Origin of the sequence: Bradyrhizobium sp. 160, assembly GCF_023073735.1 — a bacterium.
Lineage (GTDB): Bacteria > Pseudomonadota > Alphaproteobacteria > Rhizobiales > Xanthobacteraceae > Bradyrhizobium.
On the sequence record NZ_JADPKD010000072.1, the window covers coordinates 1,485 to 3,290 of the forward strand.

Here is a 1,806-nt window from a genome sequence, read left to right on the forward strand (position 1 = left end):
CGCGGCGTCGGCATGGACGTGGTGCGCACCAATATCGACCAGATCGGCGGCACCATCGACATCAAGAGCGTGGCCGGCGAAGGCTCCTCCGTCACCATCAAGATCCCGCTGACCTTGGCGATCGTCTCGGCCCTGATCGTCGAGGCCGCCGGCGACCGCTTTGCCATCCCGCAGCTCTCGGTGGTCGAGCTGGTGCGCGCCCGCGCCAATTCCGAGCACCGCATCGAGCGCATCAAGGACACCGCGGTGCTGCGCCTGCGCAACAAGCTGTTGCCGCTGATCCATCTGAAGAAGCTCTTGAAGATCGACGACGGCGCCGCTTCCGATCCCGAGAACGGTTTTATCGTGGTCACGCAAGTCGGCAGCCAGACCTTCGGCATCGTCGTCGACGGCGTGTTCCACACCGAAGAGATCGTGGTGAAGCCGATGTCGACAAAACTGCGTCACATCGACATGTTCTCGGGCAACACCATTTTGGGCGATGGCGCCGTCATCATGATCATCGATCCCAACGGCATCGCCAAGGCGCTCGGCGCCGCCGGCGCCTCGGCCCATGACATGGCCGACGAGAACGGCGCGCATCACATCGGCGCGGGCGAGCAGACCACCTCGCTCTTGGTGTTCCGCGCCGGCTCGGCCCAGCCCAAGGCGGTCCCGCTCGGGCTCGTCACCCGCCTCGAGGAGCTGCCCGCCGACAAGATCGAGTTCAGCAACGGCCGCTACATGGTGCAGTACCGCGAGCAGCTGATGCCGCTGGTCGCCATGGAGGGCGTCACCGTTGCGAGCCAGGGTGCCCAGCCGATCCTGGTGTTCGCCGACGACGGCCGCGCCATGGGCCTCGTCGTCGACGAGATCATCGACATCGTCGAGGAACGGCTCAACATCGAGGTCGGCGGCTCCTCCTCGGGCATTCTGGGCTCGGCCGTGATCAAGGGCCAGGCCACCGAGGTGATCGACGTCGGCCACTTCCTGCCGATGGCGTTCGCCGACTGGTTCACCCGCAAGGAGATGAAGGCCTCGCTGCATTCGCAGTCGGTGCTGCTGGTCGACGATTCCGCGTTCTTCCGCAACATGCTGGCGCCGGTGCTCAAAGCCGCCGGTTACCGCGTCCGCACCGCACCCACCGCGCAGGAGGGCCTGGCCGCGCTGCGCGCCCAGAGCTTTGACGTGGTCCTGACCGACATCGAGATGCCCGACATGAACGGGTTCGAGTTCGCCGAAGTGATCCGCTCCGACAGCAATCTCGCCGCGATGCCGATCATCGGCCTGTCCGCGCTGGTGTCGCCGGCGGCGATCGAGCGCGGCCGGCAGGCCGGCTTCCACGACTATGTCGCCAAGTTCGACCGTCCCGGCCTGATCGCGGCGCTGAAGGAGCAGACCGCGGGCGCCGCCGGCGCCTCCGAGCTGAGCCGGGCAGCGGCGGCCTAATACAGGATCAGGAGACCAGCGATGAGCAAGACCCAGTCCAGCGAAGGCGCCATGGTCGAATACGTCACCGCGATGATCGGCGGCCAGCTGTTCGGCCTGCCGATCTCCCGCGTCCAGGACGTGTTCATGCCCGAGCGCGTCACCCGCGTGCCGCTGTCCTCGCGCGAGATCGCGGGCGTGCTGAACCTGCGCGGCCGCATCGTCACCGTGGTCGACATGCGCGCCCGCCTCGGCCTGCCCAAGGCCGAAGACGGAAAGGTGCCGATGGCGGTCGGCGTCGACCTGCGCGGCGAATCCTACGGCCTGCTCATCGACCAGATCGGCGAGGTGCTGCGCCTGCCCGAGGACGGCAAGGAAGACAACCCCGTCAACCTCGAC

Annotated in this window: 2 protein-coding genes; both read left to right on the top strand. The window is 67.1% G+C overall.

Going from position 1 to position 1,806, the window contains the following annotated elements; translation table 11 throughout:
• The coding region (locus IVA98_RS31040; protein WP_247356170.1) for an ATP-binding response regulator at nucleotides 1–1,428 on the top strand (1,428 nt) is incomplete at its 5' end.
• A gap of 21 nt (nucleotides 1,429–1,449) precedes the next feature.
• Nucleotides 1,450–1,806, top strand: a 357-nt coding sequence (locus tag IVA98_RS31045; protein WP_247298902.1) for a chemotaxis protein CheW, incomplete at its 3' end; no start/stop codon positions are given.